Source organism: Flavobacterium sp., from assembly GCF_028689845.1.
GTDB lineage: Bacteria > Bacteroidota > Bacteroidia > Flavobacteriales > Flavobacteriaceae > Flavobacterium.
This window is the reverse complement of the sequence record NZ_JAQVCH010000018.1, coordinates 41,293-57,547: the sequence shown is the minus strand read 5'-3', so window position 1 is coordinate 57,547 and position 16,255 is coordinate 41,293. Positions and strand designations below refer to the sequence as shown.

Sequence of the window (16,255 nt, the reverse complement as noted above, 5' to 3'; positions counted from 1 at the left end):
CCCTTTCGTTGCTTAGTTGCACAGCTTTGGTCTTAAAAGCTGCATCATAAATTTTTCTTTCTCGTTTCATAGGTTAAAAATAAGATTTTATTCTTAACTTTAACTGGAAGCTAAATTAGTATATCCACTTTTAAAAAAATAATATGGAGGTATCTATACACTACATAGTTAAGGCAAAACTAATTCGTTTTATTGAAGACGGTAATATTGATTTTATTGAAATCAATGAGAAATTTGTAAATACTAATCCAATAATAGCAAGAGAACAAGCATTTGATTTTTATCAAAATTATATAGACGTATTACTTCAGGGTATTAATAAAACCTACGTTTCCGACAAACAAACAAGGGAAGATATTATTTCTTTTGTAGATTCTGGAATAATTACTAAAATTGAAGGGATTAGTAAAGGTTTTCCGAACAGTTATGGCAATGGTATAGGTGTTTACTTAGTCATTGACAATCCAATTGAAGATGAAATTTATAATGATATAATTGGAGATGAATATCTAATACACGGTATTCAATATGGTGGTACTTCGGCACAATCATTTATGGATGGTCTAAATCACGAATATTGGTATTATAACTATTTTGGTTATGATTTTAAAAACTATAAGGAAACAATTAATTTCTATGATGCTGATGGTGACATAACGGAACCCAATGATATTTTGAAAACTCCTTTTGATTGGACTGGCTATGATGTTTATCTAACAAATGAAGAACTAGATGAAGAAGGTGACATATCTGCTCATGATACAAAAACTTCAATTACATATGAAGAATTAATTCAAGGAGGTGAAACAAATCAGGTTGAATTCAAGCCATCTCTTTTATATTATTATGACAAAGTAGGTAATACAAGTGGCTATAGAATGTTTGTTAGGCATATCATTGCTAAAGTAATTTGTTCATTTTTAAATTCTAATGGAGGCTTTTTGTTTATAGGTGTTGGTGATGATAAAACCATTAATGGCTTACAAGATGATTATTCCCTAGCTCAACCAAAAGGGAAAGATCATAGAGATTATTTTTCTTTACAAATAGATAAACTGATAAGAGATTATTTCAAAGGAATTTCGGGTAACATTAACGGTGAGTTTGTAACAATTGATGAAAAGGAAATTTTTGTTATAACAGTATTTCCAAGTAAAACCTATCCAATTTTCATAAATGGACAATCAGGCAAAGAATTTTATGTACGTTTAACTACATCCTGCGAGCCATATACTGATATTGAAGATATTGCAAAATATTGTATTGATAAATGGGGTAAATAATAATGACACTATCATAAAAAGTGGAAATATTAATTTCATTTTTTAATAAACTTTTTAGAAATCTTAATCAGAATGCTAAATAAAACTCTTCAAAATATAACTTAGACACATAATACAAATTGACTAATTTAAAAACATATTTTTGCAAAACACAAAAAATGCGGGGATAATGTGGGGATTTTTAGCAAATAAAAAACCCTAACTAATTGATAATCAATCGTTAGGATTTTAATTTTGCGGAGAAAGAGGGATTCGAACCCCCGGACCTGTTACAGTCAACAGTTTTCAAGACTGCCGCAATCGACCACTCTGCCATTTCTCCAATAAAACACAATCATTTTATGATTGCGAGTGCAAATATAGAATGATTTTTTGTTTCTACAAACGATTTATCACTAAATATCCGACTTTTTTTTAAAGGTTTACTAAACCTTTCGTTATCAGAATCTTTCTGGTTTAAATTAATACCCTCGAAAAGGGTTTCAACGAATAAATTGGGAGATTTCTTAAGGAACAGTCGTGAGAAAGTCATCAAAGTAACTTTAGTTCTCTTTTTACTCTAAGCACAGGGTTATAAAATGAGGGGTATAAGAAGGGGGACTGTAATGGCATTTGATGATATACTGATTTTGTTTTCTTGCATCACAATCTTCTCGTAGTTTGTCATGTCGACAAAGGAGGTAGCTCATTTTTTTAAGGTGCTAAGGTTCTAAGGTGCTGAGAAATTTCGTGGTTATTTGGTTTTCAGTTGGGGTTCTTTACTGATTTTGTTTACCCCAGCCCTAAAGGGAACAAAATCAGGGAGTTGTTTTTCATTAGGATGTTTGTCTGAAATAAGATTTTTTTCCACCCTTTAGGGTAGGGGAAAGAAAAAAACATGGTGACTGCTGCTGATTTTGTTTGTCCCAACACTAAAAGGAGCAAAATCAGGGAGTAATTTTCAGTAGAATATCTGTTTGAACTACAGTTTTTTTCCACCCTTTAGGGTTGGGGAAAGAAAAAAATTGACACTTTTTTTCCACCCTTTAGGGTAGGGGAAAGAAAAAAACTTGGTGACTGCTGATTTTGTTTACCCCCATCCCTAAAGGGAGCAAAATCAGTTGTAGTATATCTTTTTGAAATAAGCCTATTTATACGATTTTAGTGATTCCAAAAACAACTTCTTGCCAATCGGTGGGATGAACTTCTATGAATTTTTATTGAGAATGCGGAAAACCGTAAAATAAATAATACTAAGCCCTTTATATTTGTAAAAAGTGGTGAAATGCCTGTTTAATTATTTGTAAGAATAGTATATATTTGAGAAGTTATAGCCAATGGTAGGACGACCGTAACAACTAAAAAATATGGGACTGACAGACTTAAAAAAAGAACTCAAAAAACTCGACAAGGACAAACTCATTGACCTTGTTGCGGACTTGTATAAAAAGAACAAATCAGTAAAAGAGTTTTTTGACTTTTACTTAAACCCCAACGAGAGAGAACTTTTTGAAAAATATCGTGACAAAGTTTTTGAAGCGTTTTACCCAAAGCGTGGTTACAACTACAAACTCAAAGACGGCAAACAAGCAATCAGCGACTTCAAAAAACTAGTACCTTCCTCTGACTTACTTGCAGACCTTATGCTGTTTTACGTTGAGACAGGTGTAAAATTTACCAACGACTTTGGCGACATTGACGAAGGTTTTTATTCAAGTATGGAGACAACTTATGTTGCCGCATTGACACTTATGAAAAAAGAAAACTTGCTTAACAAGTTTGCAGACCGAGCAGGTAAAGTTGTTAGCGACACAAGTGGCATTGGTTGGGGCTTTCACGACTATTTAGGTGACGTTCATTCTGACTTTTTCGCTTACTATTCGGACGACACAGACGAAAAATCAGTGCAACAAGAGAAAGTAAAAATCATTAAACTTGGCGGACAATGACGAAGAAAACCACTGGCTATAACAGCACCTACCCAAAAGGCGGGGTTTCGTGTTCCAAAGACAGTTTTTTGGTTAATCAAACATTAGTTTTTCAAATCAAGTTTTGTGGTAAAAGTCCCGCCCTTCGGGTAGCTGCAAAACGTTAAAATACTTCCAATTGAATAAATAACACAACATATGAAACTAGAAAAAATATTAGACAAACTTGGTTCGCTAGAAAAGAACTCTTTTATAAAAATAATAGACAATATCATTTCCAAAAAACCGAAGACCGCTAAAGAAATAGAAAAGATATTAAATACTTCAGACAAAACTATTAAAACAGTAGATAGTCAAAACATATCTAATATTTTCGAGTTAATTTCAGATGAATTTGTAAATCATTTGGTAAGTGAATTTCAAGAGGCAAATTCTCAATTAGATATTCTAATTGATATTATTATTCGTGATGGAAATTGCATTATGAAACAAGATTGGTTTTCTCGTTTGTATGAGAACGAAATCAAAAACTTGAAAAATAAAATAAAATTACTTAATATAGAATTAGATAATGAAAAATCTGAAATCAGTGAGACTAGAAAAAGAGATTATCAAATCTATAAATCATGTTTATTTACTGCATATAATAATGATATAACGAATAACAGAGATGCAAAAATAACCGCTGATGAATTATCTATTATACTTACACTATCAAAACAACTTGGTTTATCGCAGGAGGAAATAAAACTCATCAATTATTCTATTTTACCTATTAAAAAATACGATATTTTAGATGTAATTAATAATTTGAAAAATCTAGGTGTTGTTTTTTATTCTAAAAAGGATAATACAATTTATGTGGCAGATGAAATGGTTCGTTTACTAAGACGAGTAAGAGAAAAAGAAATAGCGGATAAATTTTATCGTCGTACTTTGAAATTGCTTCGAGAACCAGTAATTAATCAAATTGCTAAAAGCCATAATATTGATAAAAAATTAACTGTTAGTCAAAAAATTGAGGGAATAATAAAAGAGGGTATTTCTTTTTCAGGGTTATTATCAAATGACATTTATAAAGAAGGAATGAGTCTTACTGACAAGAAAAAGACACTTAATGAACTTTGTGAGAAAGGTTTAAATATTCCTAATTTGAAAGGAAACACTTTAGAAGATAAAATTAAAAGTCTTATTGAATATTTTGAGAATGTTGAAAAAGATGAGAAAGTAGGTATCTCGTTAGACGGTTTTGATAAAATGTTGACGGAACTAAATCAATCATTACCAAAGTTGAATAAAGAACTGAAAGAACAATTTGAATTGCAAGATGAATATGTTTTAATTGCAAGTTTATTACTTGATTATAATATCAAACCACGTGATATTTTAGATTTACTTAATAAACAAGATTTGTCAAAATTTATAAAAGACAATAAGATTAAACAACGTGGTGATGATTTATTGAATATCCTTGATCATTATAAAGATGTAGAAAATCTTTATTTAGAAAATTTTGAAAATGTAGCCTATCGAAATTTAAATGTTTTAAAAGAAAACGGTATTATTATTAAAGAGAGTGAGATAGGTTTAAAATTTGAAGAATTAACTAAGATTATTTTTAAGGGATTGGGTTTCAATATTGATGAAAAATTAAAATCTCAATTGAATACTCAAAATGATATGATGGATATCCTTTTAAATTTAAATAATAATGAAATCATCATTGTTGAATGTAAAACGATTAAAGAAAAAGGATATAACAAATTTAGCTCAGTTTCTAGACAGCTTAAATCATATCAAAATCTTGCTTTAAAAAACAATTTAAGAATTTTGAAAATTCTACTTGTTGCTCCAGAGTTTAGTGATGATTTTATTTATGACTGTGAAATGGATACAGAAATGAATTTATCACTTATCACTGCTCCAACTTTAATTAAAATTTTTAATGGTTTTAAAACTTCAAAATATCAAGAATTCCCTCATGTCCTTTTTAGAGATATTGTAATTAGCGAAGAAAGAATTTTAAAGGCGTTGAGTAAGTAGATTGTAATGTCAGGAGATATTTGCGGAGCAGAGTTTTGGATGAGCCGTATGAGAAGTATACGTTTATAGTAAGAAAGGGAAGAAGAAGGAATATTGACCACACGAAAGGATTCATGGGATAGTTATCGGGGGAGATAAAGTAAATTTAAAAAATGAATTTAATTCAGAAGCAAGCACAAGAGTTTTTAGAATACAATTTAAATACGGGTGATTTATATAAAAACTTTATTTCTAAAGTACGAAATCAACTTTTTGAATATCGAAAAACACCCCATAAAATTGAGTTTGTAAATCATCTCATCAAAATAATAAAAATTGAATACGAGACTCATTTACAAGTATGTCATGATTTAAAAAATTGTGACTACAACAAATTCTATGAAAATGTTTTATTCTTTTTACAAGAAGAAATTGAAGATTTAGAATTGCAACTTACTCCAATTGATTTTAATAAAGAAGAAAGAACTAGTATTAATGAAACATTACAAAAAATTCTAGAAAATTTAAATACTTTAAAACTTGGTCAAGAGGTAACTTATAATGATTTGTTTGAAGAGTTTGAGGAATTAAAAGATTTGTATTTTTTGAATAAGAAACATTGGACTGAAATTTTTATTGGTAAACTTTCTGAAATGGTTGTTGGTGGAGTTGTCAGCGAATCAGTAAGTAAACAAATAATCGAATTGGTAAAAACTAATTATTCAGATTTATTTAAAAGTTAGAAAATGGGAAACAAGAAAACAAAAGACAGGGATGAACTGACTGCTTTAATGCATTCGGAGTTTCGTATTAGTGCTGAACGTGAGAAAGCGATTAAAGTTAAGTTGGCTCTTTTGGATATGAAAGATTTTAACTATAGTGTTGAAAAGGTTTGTGAATTGTATGGGTTGAAGGAGAGGGATTTTGATTGTAGTGAATAGTTAGATTATGGGAAAAACGAAACAGTAAAAAATAAAAACGAAAATTTTAGAACATCTTTAGATGATAAACTCAAAAAGTGATTAATTAATACAAGAGTACCATGAAAAATTTATTTAAAAAAAGAAGAATTTCAAACTTAGTTTTTTGTACAGCCTTATTTATAATATCAGGATGTACGTCATCCGATGACCCTACAAATGAACCAGATTTAATATGCGATTGTCAAGACAATAGTGTTTCAACAAGATTTGATGAAGTTGAGGGCAGTTGGCGTTTAATAAGAAGGACAAAATTAGATAGTATTGGAGAAAATATAACCGAAATTGAAGAGATAGAAGACCTTGAACCAATTTCCCTCGGTAGTTTGAGTTTTAGAATTTATACAGATGAATCCGGAGTTCGTAAAATTGAAAAACCTGTTGGAGCTTTATTGGGAGGAACTTGGGTTTATGATTATAAATACACGATTGTAAAAATAATATATCCAATAATTTATTTTAAAGATGGTAGTAATTGCATCAAAACAGTGACTCAATCACCCAATGCGGGTTTTAGATTGTGTATCTTAGAATACAATCAAAATTATATTAAAATCAAACAAAAATGGTCTCAACATTATGTAATCTATGAGGGTTATAGAGAGTAATTCATCAAATTTTTAATTCAACTATTAACTTCAATTTTCTTAATCGTAGTTTATAAATAAAAAACTTTCACCAGCCACGAGTGTTTTAGAGCAAGAGATTGATTTTATGGTTTATGCGTTGTATGTGTTGAGTGAACAGGAGATTGGGATTGTGGATAATAGTTAGAATACTAAATAAAAAAAAATGAATGCACCAAGAGTAATAACGCACGCTGGATTAAGTGTTGAATTATCGACCATCAAATCGTTCCACTTAAATATTTTTGAAGAAAGCACACCTCATACCTTAACGATAGAGTTTAAAACACGGTATGCTTATATTCGACACCCGTTGACAGGAGAACTTGAGAAGCAAGAATTTAATGAGACTGCAAAACAAACTTTTTATAGTTATGACTCTGCGATGGCTTATTTAAAAGAATGGGAGGAAATTTGGCAAGATTATTTAGATGATCAAGCGTAAGTTATGTGTAAAATAACCTCTACCATAAAATTCTGTACGTGCAAAGCAACTTCCACTGAAAAGTTGAAGCACTATTGGGCGTTGTATCGACGGAATAAGGATAAAAATGAGATCCTTATGGGGCTGTCTGTGATGCCCAACGACTGGATGGAGGTCGATTTTGAAATCAATAAAATCATACTAGAAAACCGATTGAATGAAGGAGATGCTTTTGATATGCCGATGGTTTTTAAAGCCAAAGACCAATTGGAGATTGTCTTTAATAATCATGATGATGAAAAAAGGCGGGTATATGGTTTTAAATATCTAAAAGGAAAATGGAAGACCGATGAACTTGATGATTTTTATTTAATGGGGTTTTGTGATGAGGTGGCGTTTGGGAAGATTAAAAATACATGATGCTATTTCCCCCATATTTTTAACCCTGCTATCCAAAGTCTTCTTTGACAGCACACTGCTCGGCGTCTCTGACTTAGCCGCAACATTTTAAAATACACCGCTGATTCGCAGATTGATACTTTTTAAATAAAAAAAGATAATGAGCTATCTCCTATCGTCGAGTGGACAAAGCCAGGAAAGGAAGTGGTGATAGAAAAGAAAATAAGATATCTTATTTATCCCAGTTCGCATTAAAAACTAAAAAAACAACAAGTAAATGACACTTACAAACATAGAATATAAAACATTTTTAGAAGCACATCTTAGATTACTTTTTTTCGTTGGTCAGCAAAGTAAAATAATTGACAAAAAAATGGAATTTACTGATTTTGTAGAAACAGACTTTAGCGTAAAATTAAACTGCCGCAATTATTTTCTAGACAACAAAGAATTATTGGATGATTACATCTCGACCCATTTTGACGAATTAACGACTGAACAAATCAAAATATTGGGAGGTTTTAATACGTCAATTAGCAGTGACTTCATCATTTTTAAATGTTTGAAAAATCACGCCATTTTCATCGACACAAAAAGCAACATGTTTTATGAAGTAAAAGCATTAGGCGACCGATTTGACCATTTTTTTGATCGTATCCCAATTCTAGTAGAGGCAACCATTTTACCTTTTAATAACCAAATTGTTTATGACGGATTTCTTAAACCAACCAGAATTACGCTCGGTTCGGGAATAACGTCGATACTCAATGAAGACTACAAACGGGCAAAAAGTAACAACCAAATTGTGATGACAATAGGAATGGAGTAACTCCCTCCGCAAAGTCTTCCTATGAAAAGCCCCAAGCTATCCCAATTCTTCCAATAGTACTCTGCTCGGCGAATGGCTCTTACTTTGCCCTTCACCCAAAAGAGTATTTTGATTTAATTGTGTCACAAATGGATTCTGATACTCGATTGGTTAGTGGTTTATCAAACGCTCAGGAATAGAAAGCGAATTTGAAAGCGAATTGTGTGCCTCTTGAAATTATGGAAATGGGAATTGATGATTATCAAGATTTTCTAGTTTTGAGAGGAAAATTGATGGCACAAAACAGTAAAGAATATTATTTTTCGTTATAAACTGAAATAAAATGCTAAACAAACATTCTCCTCAATTCTCAATGACTACTATCGTAATTATCAAATAAGGTTCTTTGGTACACATCACCATTAAACTTATTAATTAATTCACGGATAAATTCATAATGTTTCACATATTGGTTGGGAATGAACAGCAATTTGAGCTGCTTTTTTTTCAATAGCTCCATTTTAAGAGCATCTGATTTCATGGTGTTTTTGTGGTGATAATGCTCTTGCCCATTCAATTCAAAGACCACTTTGGGTTGATTGTTTTGAAAGAGTACGCCATCCAATTCCTTTTTATTTACCAACGGATTGTCTTTTTCCTCCGGAAATATGTCCACCACTTTTACATTTCGCCTGAAACGAGTATCCTTGAGCGAACAATAATGTTGCATGGTTTTATAAAACTCATCTTCAAATTTGGAATTGTTGGAAAAACCAATGGTTAATTTATTCACTGCACTTTGAGTAACGTGAGTGGTACCGTTTTTGGCGGCATAGTCAATTAAGGCATACAAATCATCGTCTTTACGCGATAAAACATCAATTGCGTTTAAATCGGTGACGACAATCAAGTTTTCTTTAGCTCGGGTAATGCCCACGTTTATTAATTGGCTGTTGTTTTTAATCCAATCGTAGGTTTTTCGGCTGGTTTTGGTGGAAAGGGAAGTGGAGATGATGATGGTCTTATTTTCTTGGCCCTGCACTTTGTGAATGGTGCCGCAACTTACGGAATCAGCAATCACTCCGGCTTCTTTGGCTTGGGTCACATAATGCTGAAGTACTTCTTCTTGGTTTCTAAACGGAGTAAGAATGAATACATCGGTCAACTTGTTGTTCTTGATGTACTTTACAATTTCAATGGCTTCTTCCAGTTGTGCGTTTTTATACTTTTGGTTGGCATTGGTCACCACAAGCAATTCAACATTCCCATTTTCTTTGATAGCCGAGAGGTTTAAACGTTGTTCATAAAAGCGTTTGTTGGAATACTCTATAATTTTTTTCCCACAGCGGTAATGATAGCTCAATAAAATTTCCCTTGAAATGCTGTCCATTTTTTTATAGGCCGACAGTATGGAGTGATGGAAGTAACTGTAATCCGTATCAATGTTGAGCTGCTTCATCAGTTTATCATTCTTGTGCTCATTAAACAGGATAATGGGTTGTAGTTGGTTGGTGTCGCCTATCAAGACCATGTTTTTACATTTAGAAATAGGCACTAAACTGGTTGGAATATCACATTGTCCGGCTTCGTCTATGGTTAATAAATCAAATTTGAACTTTTGTCCCAACCGGCGGCTGGAGATATTGGTGGTTAAAATAATTGGAAATACTTTGGTAAACTTTTCCATGTTTTTATCGTCGCTCAACCAATTATTAAATTCTTTAATTTGTTCATTTTCTTCCTCAATGTGGAGAATTTCAATTAATTCAATATAGTCTTTCGTTTTTAAACGCTTGATGTACTTTAACGATTCAAAGTAGAAAAATTGAAGTAACTTGTAATTCCCTTCAATGATTTCAAAAATGCCTTTTACATCTTCTTCTTTAGTTACCGGTATAGAATGTAATTTCTCTTCCAGTTTTTCTTTTTCTAATTTCAATAAATAATAATCACCTCTGGACAACAATCCTTCTATAAATTCAAGATTCTGTTGTAAATCGGTTCGTTCTTCATACTGCTGTAACTTTTCCACCAATTGTTTGTTTCGCTCTTTTGAATTTTCCTTTAGATTGAGCAAAAGCGATTCTTTTGGTACATCGGTCGTTTCAAATTCATACAGTTTTTTGATAGTTTGCAAAGCTTCTAGCGTACATTGTTTGTTTCCTAACCGAATGAAGGGAAGAACAATTTGTTTATCGCGGTACTTTCCTAACGTTAATTTTTCTTTGATGCCATCAATGGGAATATTGTTATTGGAAGAAATCAGTATGGTTTTAGTATTGGTGATACAGTTGACGACAATGTTTAAAATGGTTTGTGTTTTTCCAGTTCCGGGAGGACCTTGCACATACGTAATAGGATATTTGAGTGAATTATAGATGGTTCGTAACTGGTCAATGTTCACATTTTTATCGTACAACACGATGTGGGGTTCTTTTCTGTTTTTTCGGTCTAATAAGGATGCATTTTTAAAAAACGCTTTCAACGGAATTTGCATTTCCTTGTTTTGTTGTTCGGTATTGATTTGATCAAACACCGGAGCTATATCAATTTTAGAATACCCTAAGACGACTACTTCGGGTCGCGTATTGGGTAATTCACCTACTTTAAAATTTTCACTTAACCATTCAATGGTCGTAGATGGGTCGCTTAGGTAGAAATCTTCAAAATCAGCTGTGCTCATATCGGTATAATATGATAAAGCGTACTTCACATCTTTGATATAAAAATTGGGGTTAAAGTGTGTGCCTTTACTGATTTGAATAGTCATCTTTACCGGATTATATGTCAACTCCCGGTAGGCTACTACAAACTTACCTTTGGAGGCCATATCAATAGAAAATTCACTTAGGGCCAATTTGTATTCCTGAAACTTGTTGTATTCATTGTGGTAAATTTCTTTGAGGAGGTAGTGTTGTTGTTCAATTGATAATTGAAACGGGCTTTGCTGAGTCAGTACTGTCAAATCAATCTCTGGCAATAAATAGGCTTGATGTAAAAAAGGGTCGCTGTTGGCTTTGTAACATTCTAAATAATAATTTAAAATCGCATTATTGTATCGGTCAAATTCATAAACGAATAAACTTTCGTCCTCCTGTAGCTTTTTTATTAATTTCTCAGGCACATCATAGTGGGAGAATTTCAGAATTTCAGCCGATTGAATGCTGGATATCGAAAGCGTACATTTGAGAATAGGCTCATCTTTGTTGACATTAAACATGTCCACCACCATTTTATCATCACCGAAAATATCTAAAATACAAATCCAGAAGGGTTTGGTTTCCCCTTGTTTGTTTTTGTAGTATATGTTCAAATACTTCCCTTCTCTAATGGCTTTGCCTAAAATTGTGGTGATTTTTCTGTTGCTCATTTCAAGAGTTTTGCCATTGTCCTTCGGAAGGGTATAACCTATTTAACAAATAAATAGTATCAAATATATTGAACTTTCTGCTCTTATTCAAGATTTAATCAAGTCTTTACTGATTACTCGAAGATGTTTAGAACAGTTGAAAGTCAATTTTCAATATGACAAAAACAACTGATAGGATAACTTTAGAAGTATTTGAAAACCTTTGGGAGTTACTAGATTCCTAGAATTTATAGCTTAATCCTTAAGCTTCCTCACATATTTCTGTACCATATAATCCGTAATCGGACGCAAAGGTTTTCCATGCTCTGGATGAAAACCTGTTCCAATGGATTGGATGTGGTATATTTTTCCACAATTAAAAGCACTTGGACTAAGTGAAACAGCGTGAATTTTGGAATAAAAGACTTGAACGAAGACAAAGAATACCTTAATTACCCCATTCTAGGGGCAAGATTAAAGAAAATTACAAATGAACTCCTGAATCGGAATGAAAGTAATCCCAAAATAATCTTTGGAAGTCCTGACGATAAAAGACTTAAATCATGCATGACCCTTTTTTCAATGTTAAATGATTCAAATAATTGCATTTTTAAAAAAATTATACAGAAATTATTTGAAGGTAATTTAGATGTTAAAACCTTAAAAATGATATAAAATAAATGATTTTTTTTAACAATAGTAATCTTCATAATTTGTTTAGTGATTTCATCCAAAACGTATAAAATAAATTAAAACGACACGTTTTGTCACACCACTAATTTACTTTTGATTTAAATACAACACAAAATGGCAAAAAGGGAATTCTAGATATATAAATTTTTCTTTTTCGTTTCATATGTTAAAAATAAGATTTTATTCTTAACTTTAACTGGAAGCTAAAATAGTATATCCACAGACCTTATTGTAGAAATTGGCAAAAACATAATCAGAATCCAAAACGAGCTTTTAGAAACTCTTAAACAATACAAATCAACTTGTATTTCTATATGAATTGTTAAAAACTTTTGGAAATTGGTAATATTTTGTACCTTAGTCTTTTATTATAAAAAAATGAATTACCAACGCTATTTTTGTGAAAATAAAGTGAACGAGCTTACTTTTTCGTTGACCTATCTTCACGATGATTCCTTTTTAAGATGCTCTAAAGAGTTTATAAAATAATCCCTGTCAAACCCAAGACAGGGAAATCTTCTGATTCCATTCTATTTTATCCTATATAATTTTAATCATCAATCGCTATTGATGCCTTTTGTCATTTATTCCAATTTTTTTTTTAAAAAAAGGATGATGGTTTGGGTATTTTGTAAAAAAAGCATCATATGATTGGTACAAAAAAACAACTCATGACACAAGAAATATTATTAACAACTGGAATTTACGATTTAATTAAAGATTTAATTAGAAGAAAAAAAGTAACTCCATTAGAAGAAGAAACCTTATTATTACAACTAAAAAAGGCAAAGCAACTTACGCGTAAAAATCTACCTTTAGATGTAGTTACGGTTGACTCGAAAGTAAATATTAAAAATTTAGAGACGAACGAAGAAGAAATTTACACGTTTGTGGCTCCTGCTAGAGCGAAGAAAAAAAACAATACCGAATCAATCATTAGTCCAATGGGATTAGCATTGGTAGGAAATAAAACCGGAGATGTAGTGAAATGGAATTTTGGCGAAGAAGAAAAGCAATTCGAAATTACGAATGTAGAAAGATTAGACTAATGTGTTTTATAAAAAAGCCAGAATTTAATTAATAATTCTGGCTTTTTTTTTGAGTATATCTCCCGTTTTCAACTTGAAGCCGTCAGAAAGAATTTGAAAACAATTGAATTCAAAGACAACAGCTACCAATGATTATTATACCGCGAAAAATGATTATAAGGAATTAGTATTATTTGTTGAAATTATTTTGAGCGGCAATTGCATTTGTATTCCTTCTTGATCAAATCGAACTTTGATACTTTCAAATACATTTGTTTTTAACGTAAATGAGTCAGAATAATTAGCAGACCATGCCCAAGCTCTTAAAGTTACTGTATAATCATTAAAATTAATGAGGGCTGTTTTTACAATAGGTTCATTTTCATTTATTTCTATAATAGTGCGGTTGTCATAAATAAGCGGATGTTTTTCACATTCTTCTTGCATAATCTTTTTTGCAAGTTTCATGTTACTGTCATAAGTAATATTTATTTCTATATATTCACAATTCTTCGACTCCCCAAAATCGTAGTTCACAATTTTCTCTTTATTGATTATAGAATTCGGAATAATAATCATTTTATTTTCAAAATTTCTTAATAAAGTATGCCGCATTGTTAAATCGACCACTTCACCAACCATTGAATCAGTAACTCTAATTATATCACCAATTTTAAATGGTTTAAATAAGATGATAAAGATGCCACCCACAATATTTGATAACGCTTCTTGCGATGCAACTCCCGTTATTATAACAAGAAGTCCAGCACCTCCCAAAGCTGTTTGAGCTAGTGTTCTAAAAGAAGGAAAAGCAAATAAAGCCATCAGAATTCCAGTATAACAAATACTGAATATTGCTAAATATCGTAAGAACTTAAAACTCGTAGGATCATTTTTATTGGCTGTCTTTTCATGAATTTTATTATTAAACCAACGATTGGTTGTGCTAACGGCCACAATGGTAACAACGGCAACAAGACCCAAATAGCTAACGAGTTTAAAAAATCCAATAATTTCTTTGTCTTTGCTTCTATCTACAAATACAAAACTTAGAGCAATTACACCTAAAACAAACCAAAGTGTATTTAAGGTTCGTTTTAATAATTTTAGCGGTTTAATTTTATCGTTTTCAAGATGTAAAACATTTTTAGAATTATACCATTTGTCAATAAAATAAGTCAATATATTCAAAACAACTACCGAAAAAATTACAACGATAATGTATAGAATGTGTGATTGGTATGTCATTAAATAATCTTTCATAGTTAATTTTTATAAAAAAGGAGAGAGTAATCGTACCATTTTTTCCCATAAATGGATATATTTTGGTCTATTAAGCCAAATGTCTTTATCGATTTGCTCGGCTACTTTTAAATCATTTTCAAATGCTACTGTTAATTGGTTTGCGATGGTTGTACTAAATACCATTACATTGACTTCAAAGTTAAGATCAAAACTACGAAAATCCATATTAGCCGACCCAATTATTGCTAAATCATTGTCTATAATCATAGTTTTTGCATGTACAAACCCTTTTTTATATTCATAAATTTTTGCTCCATGATGAAGTAGTTCTGTATAATAAGCACTTGCTGCGGCATTTACCATTTTAGAATCGGAAATCCCTGGAATTAAAATCTTTACATCTAATCCGCTTTGGATGGCAATAATTAAGATATCCATCAAACTTTCACCAGGAATAAAGTAGGGACTTGTAATGTAAATGCTTTTTTTAGCATTACTGATGGCCTCCAAAAGAGAATAAAAAATGACAGGTTGTGAACTATCTGGACCAGAAGTTGCTATTTGAACGACTTCATTTTCAATCGCATTAGAAGTCGAAATTTGAGGAAAATAGGTTTCTTTATAAATTAATTTAGATTTACTACAAAAATTCCAATCGCACATAAAAACATATTGCAAATAGGAGGAAGCTTGTCCGTTCAGCATCAAATGCGTATCACGCCAAAATAAGTTGTTAGGTAGCGTTACATCGTTTCTGTATTTATCACTCATATTAATACCCCCTACAAATCCAATTACACCATCAATAATAACAATTTTTCGATGATTTCTGTAATTTATTCTGTTCGCTAAAGCATACCATCTAATTTTATAAAAAGGAGCAGTTTGTATGCCGGCTTCGTTCATTTTTTTGATAAATGATTTACCTAAACCATGACTTCCAAAATCATCATATAGAAAACGTACTTCTAGTCCTTCTTTTGCTTTTTTAATTAGGATGTCGGCTATTTGATTTCCTGTGATATCATTTTCATAGATGTAATATTCCAGATGAATATGGGATTTTGCCTTTTCTAAAGCAGCTATTAATTCCGGAAATTTCTCTTCGCCATTAATCAGTAGTTTTACTTTGTTATTGGCAGTTAACGGACTGTTTCCAGCACGACGAATGTATTCGGTTAGTGTTTTGTATTTCTCTGGAATCAAGCCTGAATTACTAATTTCGTCTGAATGCGTATTCATCTTATTGAGAATCTGCAAGCGAAGAGGTTCATCAACCACAATTTTTTTGGTATATAATTTCCTTTTTCGGTAATTGATTCCAAAAGAAAAATAAAAAACCATTCCCACTATAGGAACAAAAACAATGAATAAGATATAAGCTAATGCTTTTGTGCTACTACGCGTATCATAAAGCACTCTTAAAATCACTAAAAGGATGAGAAGATAATAAGCAAATTGTAAAATCAATAGCCAATTCATAACGAATTT

General features: G+C 31.4%; 14 protein-coding genes, 1 tRNA gene and 1 pseudogene. 12 read left to right on the top strand and 4 right to left on the bottom strand.

Features of this window, described 5'->3' with window-relative positions:
• The first annotated feature begins 143 nt into the window (after nt 1-143).
• Nucleotides 144-1,283: an ATP-binding protein gene (locus tag PHR76_RS08495; RefSeq protein WP_300060967.1), complete on the top strand. Its 1,140-nt coding sequence runs from the start codon at nt 144-146 to the stop codon at nt 1,281-1,283.
• A 237-nt stretch (nt 1,284-1,520) separates the two neighbouring features.
• Here the strand turns inward: PHR76_RS08495 and PHR76_RS08490 are convergent.
• Nucleotides 1,521-1,605: transfer RNA gene (locus PHR76_RS08490), tRNA-Ser, on the bottom strand.
• Nucleotides 1,606-2,629: 1,024 nt separating this feature from the next.
• Between PHR76_RS08490 and PHR76_RS08485 the strand changes: the two genes are divergently transcribed.
• The 9 genes from PHR76_RS08485 (at nt 2,630) to PHR76_RS08445 (ending at nt 8,470) form a co-directional block, all read left to right on the top strand.
• Nucleotides 2,630-3,211, top strand: coding sequence for a DUF6155 family protein (locus PHR76_RS08485; RefSeq protein ID WP_300060966.1), 582 nt, complete (start codon nt 2,630-2,632; stop codon nt 3,209-3,211).
• Nucleotides 3,208-3,357 (top strand): hypothetical protein, encoded by a 150-nt coding sequence (locus PHR76_RS08480; RefSeq protein ID WP_300060964.1) that lies wholly within the window; start codon nt 3,208-3,210, stop codon nt 3,355-3,357. The genes PHR76_RS08485 and PHR76_RS08480 overlap by 4 nt, the downstream gene beginning before the upstream one ends.
• A gap of 31 nt (nt 3,358-3,388) precedes the next feature.
• Complete coding sequence (locus PHR76_RS08475) at nt 3,389-5,233, top strand: hypothetical protein (protein ID WP_300060962.1); 1,845 nt, start codon at nt 3,389-3,391, stop codon at nt 5,231-5,233.
• A gap of 152 nt (nt 5,234-5,385) precedes the next feature.
• Nucleotides 5,386-5,955: a hypothetical protein gene (locus PHR76_RS08470; protein ID WP_300060960.1), complete on the top strand. Its 570-nt coding sequence runs from the start codon at nt 5,386-5,388 to the stop codon at nt 5,953-5,955.
• Between the two features lie 3 nt (nt 5,956-5,958).
• Entirely contained in the window at nt 5,959-6,153 is a 195-nt protein-coding gene (locus PHR76_RS08465; RefSeq protein ID WP_300060958.1) for a hypothetical protein, read from the top strand.
• Between the two features lie 101 nt (nt 6,154-6,254).
• On the top strand, nt 6,255-6,800 hold the full coding sequence (locus PHR76_RS08460; protein WP_300060956.1) for a hypothetical protein: 546 nt from the start codon (nt 6,255-6,257) through the stop codon (nt 6,798-6,800).
• Between the two features lie 184 nt (nt 6,801-6,984).
• Complete coding sequence (locus PHR76_RS08455; protein ID WP_300060954.1) at nt 6,985-7,263, top strand: hypothetical protein; 279 nt, start codon at nt 6,985-6,987, stop codon at nt 7,261-7,263.
• 117 nt (nt 7,264-7,380) lie between these two features.
• Nucleotides 7,381-7,662: a hypothetical protein gene (locus PHR76_RS08450; RefSeq protein ID WP_300060952.1), complete on the top strand. Its 282-nt coding sequence runs from the start codon at nt 7,381-7,383 to the stop codon at nt 7,660-7,662.
• A 256-nt stretch (nt 7,663-7,918) separates the two neighbouring features.
• A complete protein-coding gene (locus tag PHR76_RS08445) occupies nt 7,919-8,470 on the top strand; it encodes a hypothetical protein (RefSeq protein ID WP_300060949.1) in 552 nt (183 codons plus the stop codon).
• A gap of 349 nt (nt 8,471-8,819) precedes the next feature.
• Here PHR76_RS08445 and PHR76_RS08440 read toward each other — a convergent pair whose 3' ends face one another.
• A complete protein-coding gene (locus PHR76_RS08440) occupies nt 8,820-11,819 on the bottom strand; it encodes an ATP-binding protein (RefSeq protein WP_300060947.1) in 3,000 nt (999 codons plus the stop codon).
• A gap of 325 nt (nt 11,820-12,144) precedes the next feature.
• On the opposite strand from PHR76_RS08440, the pseudogene PHR76_RS13180 reads away from it, so the two are divergent.
• A pseudogene (locus tag PHR76_RS13180) lies at nt 12,145-12,473 on the top strand (DUF1810 family protein).
• Between the two features lie 689 nt (nt 12,474-13,162).
• Nucleotides 13,163-13,540: a GreA/GreB family elongation factor gene (locus PHR76_RS08435; protein ID WP_300060945.1), complete on the top strand. Its 378-nt coding sequence runs from the start codon at nt 13,163-13,165 to the stop codon at nt 13,538-13,540.
• A 153-nt stretch (nt 13,541-13,693) separates the two neighbouring features.
• Here PHR76_RS08435 and PHR76_RS08430 read toward each other — a convergent pair whose 3' ends face one another.
• Together PHR76_RS08430 and cls are read right to left on the bottom strand one after the other, a co-directional pair.
• A complete protein-coding gene (locus PHR76_RS08430) occupies nt 13,694-14,782 on the bottom strand; it encodes a mechanosensitive ion channel family protein (RefSeq protein WP_300060943.1) in 1,089 nt (362 codons plus the stop codon).
• 9 nt (nt 14,783-14,791) lie between these two features.
• Complete coding sequence (cls, locus tag PHR76_RS08425; protein ID WP_300060941.1) at nt 14,792-16,246, bottom strand: cardiolipin synthase; 1,455 nt, start codon at nt 16,244-16,246, stop codon at nt 14,792-14,794.
• Nucleotides 16,247-16,255: the final 9 nt, after the last annotated feature.